This window comes from Agrobacterium bohemicum, assembly GCF_001562555.1.
Lineage (GTDB): Bacteria > Pseudomonadota > Alphaproteobacteria > Rhizobiales > Rhizobiaceae > Agrobacterium > Agrobacterium bohemicum.
This window is the reverse complement of record NZ_KQ961029.1, coordinates 88,976-104,382: the sequence shown is the minus strand read 5'-3', so window position 1 is coordinate 104,382 and position 15,407 is coordinate 88,976. Positions and strand designations below refer to the sequence as shown.

Here is a 15,407-nt window from a genome sequence, read left to right as displayed (position 1 = left end):
ATAGCGAACCATCGCACTTCAATTTGTACAAATCAATGAGCTGATATAAGAAGCCGTTGTGCGTAAATTGAAGTCCAAAACTGGATGGCCAAACAGTGAGCAAATCGATGGATCAAGACCTTGTCGTCAGAATGGCGGACATCGAAATCGATCCGCTTCACTTGGATGCCTATCGCCATTTGCTGGCCGAGGAGATCGAGGCTTCGGTCAGTATGGAAGAGGGCGTGATCTCATTGAATGCGGTGGCGATAAAGGATTGCCCGGAGAAAATTCGTATCCTTGAGATTTATGCCAACCCTGCGGCATATGAAGCCCATTTACAGACACCGCATTTTCTCAAATACAAGGCAGCCACGGCGGCAATGGTGAGGTCGCTCACTCTGATCGACGTGGAACCCGTGATTTTGCGTAACAAGCCATGAATTGGGATGACGTCCGCATCTTCCTTGCTGTTGCGCGCACGGGCCAAATTCTTTCTGCATCGAAACGTCTCGGACTGAACCACGCCACACTGTCCCGGCGGCTGACCTCCCTGGAGGAGGCACTGAAGACCCGACTTTTCACCCGCCGTACGAACGGCTGTGAGTTGACGGAAGATGGTGGCCGCTTTCTGATATCGGCAGAACATATGGAAGCTGAAATGCTTGCAGTTCAGGCCAGTCTCGGAAGGAGCGATGCTGCGATTAGCGGAACTGTGAGGATCGGTGCCCCTGACGGTTTTGGCGTGTCTTTTCTGGCGCCACGCCTTGGCGCACTGATATCGTTGCATCCAGAACTCAAGATCGAACTCGTGCCGGTGCCACGCTCTTTTTCGCTGTCTCAGCGCGAAGCAGATATTGCCATAACGATTGAAAGGCCGGAGCAAGGCAGGCTGGTTTTCTCCAAACTCACCGATTATTCGCTTGGTCTCTATGCGTCGAAATCCTACCTCGCGGAGAACGGAAAGCCTGAGACGGTAGAGGCGCTCAAGCTTCACCGGCGCATTGGTTATGTCGAAGACCTCATCTTCTCGCCTTCGTTGAACTATACGGGTGAAATCATGCGGGACTGGAATGCCAGCTTTGAAATATCCAGCGCCATAGGCCAGACTGAGGCAGTGCGCTCCGGTGCTGGTATCGGCATCTTGCATGATTACATCGCCCGCAATGATCAGAACCTAACGCGCATCCTGCCAGACATAACCATTCACCGCTCCTACTGGACCGCGTTCCACGAAAACGCCCGCCAGCTGGCGCGGGTTAGAACCGCGGTGCAATTTCTTCAGGACATCGTCGCCAGCGAACGGTCGATATTCATTCCTGCGGCGTGAGACGGATTATATAGCAGACGGTGTGATCTGCCTCGACAGTCACGGTGGTATCGATCGACATCGCATCCAGTGCCGTCAAGGCAAAGGAGTGACGATCTGACAGCGCAGAAACATTGCCCGTTGCCAGCACGAATACCGTTTCGGTTTCCGTCTGTTTGCTGACCGAAAAGCGACCACTAACGCTCTCGACGCTGTGACGATAGCGCCCACGCCGTGTCATAACATTCAGGTCCGTAATCGTCCCATTGGCAAGCGTTGCCGCTACAGGAACATCCGCCGCGAAGGCGAGTGGCGGACTCGAACGCGTCAGCGGGACGGCCTCTTGACCGTCTATTGCAAGCGACATTCCATTCCCTTCTAGAATGGACAGCGTGCGATCAATGTCGGGGAAGATCGAGAATGGTCCGTCACTCGCAACCGCCGCCATGCTGATGCGCCAATCGAAATCTTCGACGCCAGAACCCGGTGGAAAGACGGCGATTTCCACCGTCTCCCCGCCGCCATTCTTCCATGGCATGCGCTTGTGTTCGTGCGCGCGGTAGAGCTTCATGGCGTTCAGTTGCCGAGAATGCCGGGCAGACGAAGACCTTTTTCCCGGGCGCAATCCAGCGCGATGTCATAGCCCGCATCGGCGTGGCGCATGACGCCGGTAGCCGGGTCGTTCCACAGCACACGGTCCAGCCGCCGTGCCGCGTCTTCCGACCCATCAGCGCAGATGACGACACCGGAGTGCTGGGAAAAGCCCATACCGACACCGCCGCCATGGTGCAGCGAAACCCAGGTCGCACCTGAGGCGGTGTTCAGCAGCGCGTTCAATAGTGGCCAGTCGGAGACGGCATCCGATCCATCTTTCATCGCTTCCGTTTCGCGGTTGGGGGATGCAACGGAGCCGCTGTCCAGATGGTCGCGACCAATGACTACGGGGGCTTTCAGCTCGCCGCTTTTCACCATGTCGTTGAAGGCCAATGCCAGACGATGGCGGTCGCCAAGACCCACCCAGCAGATACGGGCTGGAAGACCCTGAAAAGCAATACGCTCGCGGGCCATGTCCAACCAGTTGTGCAGATGGGTGTTGCCGGGCGTCAATTCCTTCACCTTGGCATCTGTCTTGTAGATATCCTCAGGGTCCCCCGAAAGCGCTGCCCAGCGGAACGGGCCTATGCCACGGCAAAACAGCGGGCGGATATAGGCTGGCACGAAACCGGGGAAGGCAAAGGCATCCTCCAGACCCTCTTCCTTGGCGACCTGGCGGATATTGTTGCCGTAATCCAGTGTAGGCACACTCGCGTTCCAGAAATCGACCATGGCCTGAACTTGGAGCTTCATCGAAGCGCGGGCAGCGGTTTCCACTGCCTTCGGATCGCTTTCTTGTTTCGCGCGCCATTCGGCAACGGTCCAGCCAACCGGTAGATAGCCGTGGATCGGGTCGTGTGCAGAAGTTTGATCTGTGACGATATCCGGGCGCGGGCCTCCAGTTTTCATGCGGTTGACCAGTTCGGGGAAAATCTCCGCCGCATTGCCGATCAGGCCGACGGATTTCGCTTCGCCTGCCTTCGTCCATTGGTCGATAAGTGCAAGTGCCTCGTCCAGCGTATGGGCTTTGGCATCGACGTAACGGGTGCGAAGTCGAAAATCGACGCGGGTTTCATCGCATTCCACGGCAAGGCAGCAGGCACCGGCCATGACGGCGGCCAGCGGTTGTGCGCCGCCCATGCCACCCAGACCGCCGGTCAAAATCCATTTGCCCTTGAGATTGCCATCATAATGCTGGCGACCGGCCTCCACAAAGGTCTCATACGTTCCCTGCACGATGCCCTGCGTGCCGATGTAAATCCACGAACCGGCGGTCATCTGGCCGTACATGGCCAGCCCCTTCTTATCCAGCTCGTTGAAATGCTCCCACGTTGCCCAATGTGGCACGAGGTTGGAATTGGCGATCAATACGCGTGGCGCATCCTTGTGTGTGCGGAAGACGCCGACCGGCTTGCCGGATTGCACCAGCAGCGTCTCGTCCTCATTGAGGTCCTTCAGCGTGGCGACGATGCGATCGAAATCTTCCCAGGTGCGGGCGGCGCGGCCAATGCCGCCATAGACAACCAGCTCATGCGGGCGCTCGGCCACCTCTGGGTCGAGATTGTTCATTAGCATGCGCAGCGGCGCTTCAGTCATCCAGCTTTTGGCGTTGAGCTCAGAGCCTCTGGGGCTGCGAACCTCACGTTCGTTGTGGCGTGGATTGGTCATGATGGTCTCCCCTTATCGTTGGCGTGCAGCGCAAAGTCTTCCATGCGCGTCAGAATGTCTTTGAGGTGAATGCGAAGCTTCGTTGCCTTTTCGGTGTCAAAGGCGAAGGGCGGCGTTTCTGTGACGAGGTGGGTGGATTGCGCCAGCTCCATCTGGATGGCGTGAACGCCACTGTCTGGCCGTCCGTACTGCCGCGTCGTCCAGCCACCCTTGAAGCGCCCGTTGAGTACAGAGGTGTAGCCTCGCGCATTCGCTGTCACATCGACGGCGATGGCTTCGATGGCGGGGTCGCAGGTGCGGCCCATATCCGTACCGACATTGAAATCTGGAAGCGCACCGTCGAACAGGAACGGAATGTGCGAGCGGATGGAGTGGCAATCATAGAGAATAGCGATGCCGTGGATGGCTTTCACCCGCGCAATTTCCGCTTCAAGGGCTGCATGGTACGGCGCGTGAAATGTTGCCAGACGATGGGAAATATCCGCTTGCGTTGGCTCTTCGCCCGCTTTCCATATTGGCTTGCCATCGAAATCCGTTGTCGGCACGAGCCCTGTGGTATTCTGGCCGGGGTAAAGGCTGGAACCCTGCGGATCGCGGTTGGCGTCGATGACATACCGGTGGAAGGTCGCGCGCACGGTGCTCGCATCATCCAGCAGCCCTGCATAGAGATCGTGAATGTGCCAGTCCGTATCGGCTAGCATTTTGCCGGTGTCGTTCAGGCGCTCCTGGATATCCTGGGGCATATCGGTTCCTGTGTGCGGCAGGCCGAGAATGATCGGTGAGGAGCCTTGGTGAGTTTCGAAAACAGGCATGCTCATGCCTCCAGCTTCGGCAGAATGCCGTCTGAGATAACCGACACCAGCGCACCGGACGCAATGAGTTCAGAGGCTGCTTTCAGGTCCGGGGCCATGTAGCGGTCGTCATCCAGCGGCGGAATGACGTTGCGCAGCACGGCCATGGCTTTTTGCAGTTCCGGGCTGGTTTTCAACGGGCCACGCAGTTCCACGCCCTGTACGGCAGACAGTGCTTCGATGCCGAGAATGGCAAACAGGTTGTCCGTCATCACCAGAAGACGGCGTGCGCCGTGGCAGGCCATGGAAACGTGGTCTTCCTGATTGGCAGATGTCGGCGTAGAATCCACGGATGCGGGGTGGGACATCTGCTTGTTTTCGCTCATCAATGCGGCAGAGGTTACCTCGGCGATCATCAGACCGGAATTCAGCCCCGGCTTTTTGGAAAGGAAGGCAGGCAGGCCGTAGGACAAGGCGGGATCGACCAGCAATGCGACACGGCGCTGGGCAATGGCGCCGATTTCGCAGATGGCGAGTGCCGTCTGGTCAGCAGCGAACGCCACAGGTTCGGCGTGAAAGTTTCCGCCTGACACGACCGAGTTATCGGAAAGCACCAGCGGATTGTCGGTGACGGCATTGGCTTCGATTTGCAATGTGTGTGCGACTTGGCGCAGAAGGTCGAGGCAGGCGCCATCCACCTGTGGCTGGCATCTGATGCAATAGGGGTCCTGCACGCGCTCATCACCTTCCATATGGCTGACGCGGATTTCCGAGCCTTCCAACAGATTGCGGAGAGCAGCGCCTGCATCGATCTGGCCTTTGTGGCCGCGCAAGGTGTGGATATCAGGGTGGAACGGCGCAGATGAGCCCATGGCCGCATCGGTGGATAGCGCACCCGTAATCAGCGCCGCCTGCGCAGCACGATGGGTGCGGAACAGTCCGGCCAGCGCCAGTGCGGTGGAGGTCTGCGTGCCATTGATCAGCGCCAGGCCCTCTTTCGCGGCGAGCACCACAGGCTCCAGCCCAGCCTTGGAAAGCGCTTCTGCCGCAGGCAACAGATCGCCGCCATAGTAAGCTTCGCCTTCACCCATCATCACCGCAGCCATATGCGCCAATGGCGCAAGATCGCCGGACGCGCCGACGGAGCCCTTTTCCGGGATGGAAGGGATCACACCCTTTTCCAGCATGCCTTCGATCAGTCGTACCAACTCCAGTCGCACGCCGGACGCACCGCGACCCAGCGAAATGAGCTTCAGCGTCATGATCAGCCGCACCACATTTTCCGGCAGCGCGGCTCCCACGCCGCAGCAATGCGACAGGATGAGATTGCGCTGAAGCGTTGCCACATCGGCGGCATCGATCTTGATCGAGGCCAGTTTGCCGAAGCCGGTGTTGATACCATAGACAGGGGCATTGCCCGCCGCGATTTCAGCGATGCGTTTTGCCGCGCGCTCGATGCCCGCATCGAAGGAGGGATCGAGCTTTGCCGAACCGTTGTTCCAGTAGATATTTGCGAGATCTGCAAGCTGCACGGAGCCGGGGTGGAGAGTGATGGTCATGATGTGATCCGTCCCTTGAAAATACGGGCATGAAGTGGGTTGAAACCGATGCGGTAGACAAGCTCGGCGGGACGCTCGATATTCCAGATCGTGAAGTCGGCGGATTTCCCAATCTCCAGCGTTCCGGTCTCAGAGAGCAGACCGAGTGCCTTGGCGGCATTGCGCGTAGTGGCTGTCAGGCATTCCTCGACCGTCAGCCGGAACAACGTCGCGCCCATATTCATGGTCAACAGCAGCGAGGTCAGCGGCGAGGTTCCGGGATTGCAGTCGGTGGCGAGCGCGATATCGGCACCCGCATCGCGAAGAGCCTGAACCGGCGGAAGCTGCGTTTCGCGAAGCGCATAGAACGCGCCGGGCAACAATACCGCAACGGTTCCGGTTTTGCCGAGCGCTTCGGCACCGGCCTCATTCAGATATTCCAGGTGATCGGCAGACAGAGCGCCGTAGGATGCAGCAAGCTTCGAGCCTTCGAGATTGGAAAGCTGCTCCGCATGCAGCTTCACTGGCAGGCCCAGCGACTTGGCTTTATCGAAAACCGAGCGCATCTCTTCAACGGAAAAAGCAATGCCTTCGCAGAAGCCATCGACGGCGTCGATCAAGCCTTCAGCGTGGCCGCGCTCCAGTCCGGGCAAGACGACGTCGGCGATATAGTCAGCGTTGCGGCCCTTGTATTCCACCGGTGTTGCATGGGCGGCAAGGTAGCTGGTGACGATGCGCACGGGCCGCAGCGTTGCGAGTTTGCGGGCTACACGCAGCATTTTCAGCTCCGTCTCTATATTGAGCCCGTAGCCGGATTTGATCTCGATGGTGGAGATGCCTTCTGCCACCAGCGCATCCAGTCGCGGCAAGGCTTGCGCGACCAGTTCATCTTCGGATAGCGCCCGCGTATCGCGAACGGACGACACGATGCCGCCGCCCGCCTTGGCAATGTCTTCGTAGTTTGCGCCATTCAAGCGCATCTCGAATTCCATGGCGCGGTTGCCGCCAAAAACGAGGTGGGTGTGGCAATCGATCAGGGCAGGGGTGATCCAGCGTCCTTCGCAATCGAAGCTGTCGGCATGGCTTGCGTATTCTCTCGGAAGTTCCGCTTCAAGGCCTGCGAAGATGATGCGACCATCTCTTACCGCAATGGCACCTCTCTCGATAATGCCGAGGCCGTATATTGACGGAGCAAGCGTCGCAATATGGGCATTGCGCCACAGTGAAATCTTGCTGTGGTTGTGTGGAATGGAGTTGCTGGTCATGCTCGATTTTCCCTTCCCTTATGTTTAATATGTATATACATAATGGATTGCGAGGCAAGAGCTACGATCTTAAAAAATGAGGAGCCAATATGATCCTTCATGCTGAAACCGCTTTGTTGGCAGATGGTTGGGCAAGAAACGTCCGCCTGAAAATCATGCATGGACAAATCGCCTCGCTCGAAACGGATGTCGCGGCGCAGGTGGGTGACGAGCGGGCAAAGGTCATTGTTCCTGCCATGCCGAACCTGCACAGCCACGCTTTTCAACGAGCCATGGCAGGCATGGTGGAAACGCGTGGAGCCACGCAGGACAGTTTCTGGAGCTGGCGAACGTTGATGTATCGCTTCGCGCTGACCATGACGCCGGACCAGATGGAGGCTGTGGCCGCCCAGCTCTACATGGAAATGCTCGAAGCCGGTTTCGGCCGTGTCGGCGAGTTCCATTATCTCCATCACGATACGGATGGCTGCCATTATGCCAATATCGCCGAGCTTGCCGAGCGCATCGCCGCTGCTGCCTCCCAAACCGGGATTGCACTGACGCTGCTTCCGGTGCTTTACGCCCATTCAGGATTTGGCGGTCTTGAGCCGGTGGAGGGGCAGCGACGCTTCATCAATTCCACGGATAGTTTTACGCGCTTGGTGGATGGTTGCCGTAATGCGGTTGCCGCAATGCCAAACAGTGTGGTCGGGGTGGCACCCCACAGCCTGCGAGCAGTGACACCGGAAGAACTGGCAATTGCGGCGCAGCTTACGCCCGATGCACCCCTGCACATTCACATTGCCGAACAGGTGAAAGAAGTTGAAGACTGCATTGCGTGGTCTGGCAACCGCCCCGTGCAGTGGCTGCTGGACAATAGCGATGTCACAGATCGCTGGTGCCTTATCCATGCCACGCACATGACGCTGGAGGAAACGGCGGGTGTGGCACAGGCCGGCGCGGTGGCCGGACTGTGTCCCATTACCGAAGCGAACCTCGGTGACGGCACCTTTGCCGCGCCTGAATTTCTGGCCGCTGGCGGTGTGTTCGGTATCGGGTCCGATAGCAATGTGCTGATCGGTGCTAGCGACGAATTGCGTCAACTGGAATATTCTCAGCGCCTGTCGCAGCGTGCCCGCAACGTCATTGCACCGGCCAACGGCTCCACTGGACGTACCCTGTTTGATGCCGCGCTTCGTGGCGGCGCGCAGGCGCTGGGCGCGAAGGCCCATATAGCGAAAGATCACCCGGCTGATTTCATATCGTTGAGTGTCGAAAACGCACCCTATCTCGATGGTGATCATTTGCTCGATGGATGGATATTCGGCAATCTGGTCAAGCCCGACACGGTCTGGATCAATGGCAAAGCAGTCGTGCGCCAAGGCAGGCATATCGAGCGTGAAGCGATCTCCCGACGCTTCCAAGCGGCGATGACGCAGCTTTTGTCGATGTAGCCCGGGCAAACAGGCTTATACACCTTTCTGCGGGGCTTGACTTGGGGCGATGGCTCGCCGAGTCATGGGCGTCCAGGGAGTTCAAAAACAAAATGCCCAATTTCCTTCGCCAGCTTTCGCCCACGGGTTTGGGTGTTGTCGTCATGCTGCTCGGCATGTTTCTTTTTGCGTTAAACGATGCCATGGGAAAGTGGCTGGTCTCGACCTATAGCCTGGGCCAAGTCATTATGGTGCGTAGCGCCGCTGCCATCGTCGTGCTGTTGCCGATTTTGTGGCGGGCTGGGTTGGGCAGTCTTATCAAGGTCGAACGTCCGGTTTTGCAAGCGGCGCGCGTGTTTTTCTCCACGGCCGAACTTTTCTGCTTTTACTTCGCCGTAACCGCATTGCCCCTTGCCGATGTCATGACCTACTGGCTGGCCGCACCCATCTACGTCGCGGCACTGTCTCCCTTCCTCTTGGGTGAAAAGGTTGGCTGGCGGCGTTGGACGGCCATTGGTATCGGTTTCATCGGCGTTATGATCGCTCTGAAGCCAAGTGCTGCCAGTCTTACGCCAGCGGCCCTGTTTTCCATTCTCGGCAGTGCCGCTTTCGCGTTCATGATGCTCTCAGGTCGGCAGCTTAGAAATACGCCGGATACTGTTCTGGCTTTCTGGCAGATTATTGGTGCTGCTCTGGCCGGTGTCGTCGCCGTCTTCGTGACGTCATCCGGCTGGGTCCCGTTACAATCCAGTTTCGACCTGATGCTTCTTTCACTCCTTGGCATTGTCGCCATGACGGCGCATGTTTTGGTCAATCGGTCGTTGAAGCTTGCGGATGCCGCTACGGTCGCGCCGTTGCAATATACGTTGTTGCTGTGGGCAGCGGTATTCGGCTGGCTGATCTTCGGGGATGTTCCGCAGCCAAGCATCGTCATCGGCGCGGGGCTGATCGTTGTGGCTGGCCTCTATATTTTCTTTCGCGAAAACACGTTGAAGCGGCGGCAGGCAAAATTGGCGAGCCCGCCGCTTGATGACATCATCTAATCAACGCGCCAGCCAGCCGCCATCGACTGGCAGCACCGTGCCATGAATATAGTTCGACGCTGCGGATGCCAAAAACACCGCTGCGCCGCCAATCTCCTCCGGCTTGCCCCAGTGACCCGCGGGAATGCGGGCCAGAATGGCCGCGTTGCGCTCGGGGTCATTGCGCAGGGCTTCGGTGTTGTTGGTATCAAAATAGCCGGGTGCGATGGCGTTGACGTTGATGCCCTTTCCCGCCCACTCGCAGGCCAAAAGGCGGGTCAGGCCGGCAAGTCCACTTTTGGACGCCGTGTAGGAAGGAATGCGAATCCCGCCCTGAAAGGATAGAAGTGAGGCGATGTTGATGATCTTACCCGGTTTGTTTTCCGCCACGAGATGCCGTGCGAAAGCCTGAGAGAGAAAAAACACCGTCTTCAGGTTCACATCCATCACCGCATCCCAGTCTGCTTCGGTGAAGTCCAGCGAGTCGGCACGTTTGATGATGCCGGCATTGTTGACCAGAATATCGGCGCTACCAGACAGACGCACGGTTTCGCTGATGATGTCCCCGACGGGCGCAATGGATGACAGATCAGCGTTGATGCTGTGACTTTGGCCGCCAATTGCCGCAATTGCCGCCTCTGTATCCATCATGGACGAGCGTCCAACAAGAGCCACGGTGGCTCCCGCGCCTGCAAGTGCTATGGCGATACCCTGTCCCAGCCCGGTATTGGCACCTGTTACGATGGCCGTCTTACCGGTCAAGTCGAAGGAAATCGTCATCCCGTGTCTCCATCCATTGAAAATTCGCTGGCTTTTTCTCTATCGCATCGCGCCCAAGCTCGCAATGAACAAATAATATCTCTTTATCAAATCATATGACAACATGCTGGAGCGCAACTTCCATTTTCAAAATGGAATGAATCATTTGAATTTGGCTGATGAAACGACAGATAAAACAACTTTTACCTTGACGAGATCAAAAAGTTGAGAGACTAACAAAGGCATTCCCATCCCCTGACATCGGGATTTGGGAACCGAACTTTGGTGCCGGGCCCCTCTGGCGAGAGTTTTACGGCGCTCTCGCGATGTCGGTACCGCCTGCTTATGACGCCGGCGGATTTAAACCCATGAAAAATCTGACCATGCATTCCATGCGTGCGCTTTGTGCCATGCCTGCTCCACGTTTTCCTGTTCGCCCAGCTAGCGCGGGAGTACTGTAATGACTGCTGCCACGAAATCCACACTCACCTATTTCAAATGGGCCTTCATCGTTACGATTATCGGCCTCATCCTCGGCGGTTATCTCGGCTGGCAGATGACGGGTACCGTCAGCGGTACGGCCACCATCTTCTTTATCTGCGCGGTTCTGGCCGTCTTGGAAATTTCGCTTTCTTTCGATAACGCCATCGTCAATGCCAATAAGCTGAAAGACATGACGCCGGAATGGCAGCATCGCTTTCTAACCTGGGGCATTCTCATTGCCGTTTTCGGCATGCGCATCGTCTTTCCGCTGCTCATCGTCGTCATCGCGGCCAATGTCGGCCCATGGACGGCCATGGTCATGGCGGCAACCGAGCCAGATCGCTATGCTCAGATCATGAAGGACGCGCATTTGCCGATCGCTGCCTTCGGCGGTACGTTCCTGATGATGGTGGGCCTAAGCTTCTTCTTCGATCATGAAAAAGACGTCCACTGGGTTCGCTGGTTCGAAGAGAAGATCGCGACCTATTCCTCCATCAAGGGCATCGAGATCGCTTTCGTGCTGATCATCATGCTGGTGTTCTCGCGCATTATAGCCAACAGCGCTGATCCGGCTCTTGGGCCGGAAGCGGCCAACGTCTTCTTCAGCTCGGCTATCTGGGGCCTTTTGACCTTTCTTCTGGTCGAAGTTCTGGGCGGTATTCTCGATCGCAGCCAGCAGGTGCTGGAAGGGGCGGCAAAGGGCGGCTTCGGTGCGTTCTTGTACCTTGAAGTTCTCGACGCCAGTTTCTCCTTCGATGGCGTCATCGGTGCCTTCGCGCTAACCTCGAACCTCTTCATCATTGCCATCGGACTTGGTATCGGTGCCATGTATGTGCGTTCGATGACGATCATGCTGGTCGAAAAGGGAACGCTGGCGGAATACCGATATCTCGAGCATGGCGCCTTCTATGCCATCCTTATTCTGTCGGTTATCATGTATGTGCAGAGCCTTGTCCATATTCCCGAAGTCATCACGGGCCTAGGTGGCGCAACGCTCATCGGCATCTCACTCTGGTCTTCGATCCGTTATAACAAGCGTGAACGTGCGCATGAAGTCGAAGCCAAAAAGACTGCTGCGATTTGATCCTCTGAGAACGTCTCTCGCCTCTACAGGTGGGAGATCAGAATGCGTATTACTTGTGCATTGCATAAAAATAAAGCGACGTTCGTTTATGTCGTGCTTCCTGTGAGCCTGATTTAAAGGTTTTTTGAACTGGCATGCTTCATGCATGTCTACATTCAAGTCCAGAGGGGACGCAAAGCTCGAACGAGCGATAAGAAACCGCCGCCACTATCTGCGCTCCAGCGTGGTCACAGTGGCGGCGGTTTTGTTTTGTTCATTGATTTGCGGGAAGATCAGAGTGAATGTGGGCGAAGCACCAAGTAGACGGAGAGGGAAATTGTCTGTCGAGTTATCGCCAACGCAAGCGCTGAGCCTTTGGCATCGGGTGGTGCTGGCGCAGGTCGAGGATGACGCGCCGGATATGACATCCCGGCAACTGGCGGTTTTGTTGCATATCTATCTCGTCCCGCCGCCCCACACCGTCCGCGGATTGGCCTCGGTGCTCGGCGTCACCAAGCCTGTGATTACCAGAGCGTTGGACAGTATGGGCGCGATTGGTCTGGTGGAGCGTGAGCGCGATCAGCGGGACAAACGCAATGTGGTGATAAAACGCACGGTCGCAGGCGCGCTTTATCTCGAAAAATTAGGCGATCTTATTATCCATCAGGCACGTAAAGCTTAGTACCGATAAACACTGAGACCAACATATCAGGACGTCAAGATGACACTCGCAAACCCGCCACTCGACCGCCGTCTGCATATCTTCCGTGCTGATCTGGCCGACGAGAGATTGAAGGGGCAGGTCGAGGCCTCGATTTTTGCAACAGGCACGCCTGCCCAGGTGATGGTTCCAGTAACCGGTCTTCGCCCTAGACCGGATATGACCGCAGGGATCGATACAGAACTGCTGCTTGGTGAGACTTTGCATGTTTTCGAAAGGGCCAATGGCTGGGCATGGGTTCAGGCGGACGCGGATGGCTATGCCGGATATCTGCCGGAGACTACGATTGGCGAGAGTGTCGCCGCCACGCACCGCATCGTCGCTCCGCGCACGTTTCTTTATCCAGAGGCTGAACTTCGAAAGCCCCCCGTTGCGGCACTATCCATGGGTAGTTGCGTGACCTTCGTGGGAGAGGCTGAAACACGCGGTACGCGTTATCTGATGACGGAAAAAGGCCAGGGCGTCATCGCCGCCCATTGCCTTGCTGTAGACCAGCCAGCAACGACTGACTACGTTTCGGTGGCGCTACGGTTTCTGGAAACACCATACCTGTGGGGTGGACGTTCCGGTTTCGGTATCGATTGCTCCGGCTTGGTGCAACTGTCCATGGCTATGACGGGAAGGTCGGTTCTGCGAGATACAGACATGCAGGTCAGATCGCTCGGGACACCGATTGACCGTGACGAACTGCGCCGTGGCGATCTCGTTTTCTGGAAAGGTCATGTCGGTATCATGGAAGACGAAGAAACGTTGCTTCATGCCAATGGCCACACCATGAATGTGTCGCGGGAAAATCTGGATGAGGCGATCAAGCGTATTGGTTGGCTCTACGAGATGCCGACAGGCTTCCGCCGCCCCTGATATTTTCACGAAAACGTTTCGTTGGAGCTGCTGTTTTCGTTTCTCCTGCCCCTATATGATAGAAATGCAACTGAAGGCAGGGCGTGATAAATGGCAAGGCTAGCAACACTGATCTCCGCTCTGGTTTTCGCGGGACTCGTCTCGGCGACAGCCGCGGAGGCTCAGACAGTCTATGAGAACGGTTATATGCCTGCTCCTGATGCCTACACCAATCTTCCCGGTGTAAAGGACCCCAAGACGCTTCAACCCAAGGAGCGTTACACCTGCCATTCAACCACGGTGAATTCCGGTTATCCCGATGGACCCTATCGTGACGTGTTCGGGAGCCGTGGTTTGCCGGTGCAAGGTTACCGGTGCTCAGGCTCGCCAGGGGTCTCAATGACAGGAACGCGTGTGCCGACGTCGAAAGACTGGTATCCCGGCATCAATCCTCCTGCTGTCGATTTTTGATCGGTAGGGCAGAACCGTCTTTGCCCGAACCGGTCTGGACTTGCCAAGGTTTTATCAGATAAGTCTTGTGTCGGGAGCGGATCAGGCTTCGGGAGGCGTGATGCCTTCTCAAATGCGCGGCAAAACCGGCTCTGCCGGTGCGGGGGATAGCAGCAGCAATGACGAAGACAGATATAGCGACCCGTGTGCACAATCACACCTGGAAGCTGGACCCCATCATTCGCAGCCTCATCGATACGGATTTCTACAAGCTGTTGATGTTGCAGATGATCTGGAAACTATACCCGGATGTGAACGCGACATTTTCGCTAATCAATCGCACCAAGACAGTCAAGCTTGCCGATGAAATCGATGAGACGGAACTGCGTGAGCAACTGGACCACGCCCGGACGTTGAGGCTTTCCAAAAAGGAGAGAATCTGGCTGGCAGGTAATACGTTTTATGGCCGCTCGCAGATATTCGATCCTGAGTTCCTGTCTTGGCTGGATAGCTATCAACTGCCGGAATACGAGCTTTTCAAGCGTGATGGCCAGTACGAGTTGAATTTTCACGGACGCTGGATGGACACGACGCTGTGGGAAATTCCGGCCCTTGCCATCATCAACGAGTTGCGGTCGCGCAGCGCCATGCGATCCCTCGGCTACTTCACACTCGACGTTCTCTATGCCCGCGCGAAAGCCAAGATGTGGGAAAAGGTGGAGCGCCTTCGCGAGCTGCCGGGTCTACGCATTTCGGATTTCGGCACGCGCCGTCGTCATAGCTTTTTATGGCAGCGCTGGTGTGTGGAAGCCCTGAAAGAAGGCATTGGTCCTGCCTTTACCGGTACCAGCAACGTATTGCTTGCCATGGATTCAGACCTTGAGGCCGTCGGCACCAATGCGCATGAATTGCCAATGGTTGTGGCTGCTCTGGCGCAAAATGATGAGGAACTGGCCGCTGCGCCCTATCAGGTGATGAAGGACTGGAACCGGCTCTATGGCGGCAACCTTTTGATCGTGCTGCCCGATGCGTTCGGAACCGCAGCCTTTCTGCGCAACGCGCCGGAATGGGTGGCGGACTGGACCGGTTTCCGCCCCGACAGTGCGCCCCCGATCGAAGGCGGTGAGAAGATCATCGACTGGTGGCAGAAGGTGGGCCGTGACCCGAAAAAGAAGCTCTTGATCTTCTCGGACGGTCTTGATGTGGATGCCATCATCGACACCTACAAGCATTTCGAAGGCCGGGTGCGGATGGGCTTTGGCTGGGGTACCAACCTGACAAATGATTTCGCTGGCTGCGCACCCAAGACAATCGAGAGCCTGAAACCGATTTCCATCGTCTGCAAGGTTATCGATGCGAATGGCCGACCTGCCGTGAAACTGTCCGACAATCCGCAAAAGGCAACCGGAGAACCTGGAGAGGTTCAGCGTTACCTGAAGTTTTTTGGTCATGAAGACCGCAAGAACCAAGATGTGAAGGTGTGAGATGAGGGCGGTTTTCCACCCTCATCTTT

The 15,407-nt window shown here is 56.8% G+C and carries 15 protein-coding genes; 9 read left to right on the top strand and 6 right to left on the bottom strand.

What is annotated here, in order from left to right; all coding sequences use genetic code 11:
- The first annotated feature begins 107 nt into the window (after positions 1 to 107).
- Both ATO67_RS12675 and ATO67_RS12670 read left to right on the top strand, forming a co-directional pair.
- Entirely contained in the window at positions 108 to 422 is a 315-nt protein-coding gene (locus ATO67_RS12675) for a putative quinol monooxygenase (RefSeq protein WP_067649387.1), read from the top strand.
- The gene (locus ATO67_RS12670) at positions 419 to 1,309 is read left to right on the top strand and encodes a LysR family transcriptional regulator (protein WP_067649384.1); all 891 of its coding nucleotides are present in this window, start codon (positions 419 to 421) and stop codon (positions 1,307 to 1,309) included. The genes ATO67_RS12675 and ATO67_RS12670 overlap by 4 nt, the downstream gene beginning before the upstream one ends.
- On the opposite strand, the gene ATO67_RS12665 is transcribed toward ATO67_RS12670, so the two are convergent.
- From ATO67_RS12665 to hutI, 5 genes are read right to left on the bottom strand one after another with little or no spacing between them, the layout of a single operon-like run.
- Complete coding sequence (locus ATO67_RS12665; protein WP_067649381.1) at positions 1,293 to 1,859, bottom strand: HutD/Ves family protein; 567 nt, start codon at positions 1,857 to 1,859, stop codon at positions 1,293 to 1,295. The two genes, ATO67_RS12670 and ATO67_RS12665, sit on opposite strands and share 17 nt — an antisense overlap.
- 5 nt (positions 1,860 to 1,864) lie before the next feature.
- The gene (hutU, locus tag ATO67_RS12660; RefSeq protein ID WP_067649378.1) at positions 1,865 to 3,550 is read right to left on the bottom strand and encodes a urocanate hydratase; all 1,686 of its coding nucleotides are present in this window, start codon (positions 3,548 to 3,550) and stop codon (positions 1,865 to 1,867) included.
- Entirely contained in the window at positions 3,547 to 4,362 is an 816-nt protein-coding gene (gene hutG / locus ATO67_RS12655; RefSeq protein ID WP_067649375.1) for an N-formylglutamate deformylase, read from the bottom strand. Before hutG ends, hutU begins: the two co-directional genes overlap by 4 nt.
- A 2-nt stretch (positions 4,363 to 4,364) precedes the next feature.
- Positions 4,365 to 5,900 (bottom strand): histidine ammonia-lyase, encoded by a 1,536-nt coding sequence (gene hutH, locus ATO67_RS12650; RefSeq protein ID WP_067649372.1) that lies wholly within the window; start codon positions 5,898 to 5,900, stop codon positions 4,365 to 4,367.
- Positions 5,897 to 7,144 (bottom strand): imidazolonepropionase, encoded by a 1,248-nt coding sequence (gene hutI / locus ATO67_RS12645; protein WP_067649369.1) that lies wholly within the window; start codon positions 7,142 to 7,144, stop codon positions 5,897 to 5,899. The genes hutH and hutI overlap by 4 nt, the downstream gene beginning before the upstream one ends.
- An 89-nt stretch (positions 7,145 to 7,233) precedes the next feature.
- Between hutI and ATO67_RS12640 the strand changes: the two genes are divergently transcribed.
- Both ATO67_RS12640 and ATO67_RS12635 read left to right on the top strand, forming a co-directional pair.
- Positions 7,234 to 8,577, top strand: coding sequence for a formimidoylglutamate deiminase (locus tag ATO67_RS12640; RefSeq protein ID WP_067649366.1), 1,344 nt, complete (start codon positions 7,234 to 7,236; stop codon positions 8,575 to 8,577).
- A 92-nt stretch (positions 8,578 to 8,669) separates the two neighbouring features.
- Positions 8,670 to 9,599, top strand: coding sequence for a DMT family transporter (locus tag ATO67_RS12635; protein ID WP_067649363.1), 930 nt, complete (start codon positions 8,670 to 8,672; stop codon positions 9,597 to 9,599).
- On the opposite strand, the gene kduD is transcribed toward ATO67_RS12635, so the two are convergent.
- Positions 9,600 to 10,358 carry a 2-dehydro-3-deoxy-D-gluconate 5-dehydrogenase KduD gene (gene kduD / locus ATO67_RS12630; protein WP_067649360.1) on the bottom strand — a complete coding sequence of 253 codons (759 nt, stop codon included), beginning with the start codon at positions 10,356 to 10,358 and terminating at the stop codon, positions 9,600 to 9,602.
- A gap of 439 nt (positions 10,359 to 10,797) precedes the next feature.
- On the opposite strand from kduD, the gene ATO67_RS12625 reads away from it, so the two are divergent.
- The 5 genes from ATO67_RS12625 to pncB all read left to right on the top strand — a co-directional run bounded on the left by ATO67_RS12625 (position 10,798) and on the right by pncB (position 15,378).
- On the top strand, positions 10,798 to 11,904 hold the full coding sequence (locus ATO67_RS12625) for a DUF475 domain-containing protein (protein ID WP_067649357.1): 1,107 nt from the start codon (positions 10,798 to 10,800) through the stop codon (positions 11,902 to 11,904).
- Positions 11,905 to 12,220: 316 nt separating this feature from the next.
- Positions 12,221 to 12,565: a MarR family winged helix-turn-helix transcriptional regulator gene (locus ATO67_RS12620; RefSeq protein ID WP_067649354.1), complete on the top strand. Its 345-nt coding sequence runs from the start codon at positions 12,221 to 12,223 to the stop codon at positions 12,563 to 12,565.
- 39 nt (positions 12,566 to 12,604) lie between these two features.
- On the top strand, positions 12,605 to 13,465 hold the full coding sequence (locus ATO67_RS12615) for a C40 family peptidase (RefSeq protein ID WP_067649351.1): 861 nt from the start codon (positions 12,605 to 12,607) through the stop codon (positions 13,463 to 13,465).
- Between the two features lie 90 nt (positions 13,466 to 13,555).
- Entirely contained in the window at positions 13,556 to 13,915 is a 360-nt protein-coding gene (locus tag ATO67_RS12610; RefSeq protein ID WP_067649348.1) for a hypothetical protein, read from the top strand.
- Positions 13,916 to 14,073: 158 nt separating this feature from the next.
- Positions 14,074 to 15,378, top strand: coding sequence for a nicotinate phosphoribosyltransferase (gene pncB / locus ATO67_RS12605; protein ID WP_067649346.1), 1,305 nt, complete (start codon positions 14,074 to 14,076; stop codon positions 15,376 to 15,378).
- Positions 15,379 to 15,407 lie beyond the last annotated feature (29 nt).